The organism is Alcanivorax sp. HI0044 (genome assembly GCF_001634945.1).
Genome location: NZ_LWEZ01001979.1, coordinates 1 through 684 on the forward strand (window position 1 = coordinate 1; position 684 = coordinate 684).

Below are 684 nucleotides of genomic sequence, written 5' to 3' on the forward strand. Positions count from 1 at the left end.
GGACAGTGAATCCCTGGCCAAGGCCTTGCTCAAGGACATGTCCGGCAAGCCGCCCTTTAATCTTTCCTATGATGTACTGCTGGCGTTCAGTCGCTACCTGATCGGTGACCAGGTGGCAGATGATCTGAATATTCACAGCACCATTCCTGCCTCTGCCGCCGTCAGGGTGGTGAAGACGGCGATCACCACAGCCAGTTTCGGCTTGCGCTTGTTGCCGGACCCGGCCAAGCGGGCACTGGAAGGCTTTAATCACCAGCTGGGCAGGCGCACCCTGAAAGCTGGACTGGGCGATAACCCGGCACGATGGGGCTTTAAGGCACTGGCCTGACGAGTACGCTGTTAGCATCGCGATGTGGCCAAGGCGCGCCACAAAAAAACCGGCTATAAAGCCGGTTTTTATTTCCATGGTCTGTGCGTTGGCTGAAATCAGCCTTTGCGGGCAACCTGGTTTTCCCGCAGCAAATCCATGTAATCCACCAGAATTTCACCAGTTTCGCGAACGTAGGGGTCTTCGTCCATGGCTTCATCATGGCTTTCCGGATCCAGCGCCCGCTGTTCTTCCAGGGTGCGCAGCTCCTTGATGCTCTCAAGGGGATCTTCATCGCGGGCCTGACGGCGGCTGTTTTCGATGGCCAGCCGTTCCTTGTCGAACTCGGTCTGTATTTGCGTGCGCGTTTTTTCGTT

At 56.6% G+C, this 684-nt stretch carries 1 protein-coding gene and 1 pseudogene; one reads left to right on the forward strand and one right to left on the reverse strand.

The window, feature by feature from the left end; translation table 11 throughout:
• Positions 1 to 328 (forward strand): annotated as a pseudogene (locus A3730_RS29230) (DUF2236 domain-containing protein); the annotation flags it as partial.
• Between the two features lie 98 nt (positions 329 to 426).
• On the opposite strand, the gene A3730_RS29235 reads toward A3730_RS29230, so the two are convergent.
• A partial coding sequence (locus A3730_RS29235; protein WP_197477764.1) for a carboxy terminal-processing peptidase occupies positions 427 to 684 on the reverse strand: 258 nt, incomplete at its 5' end.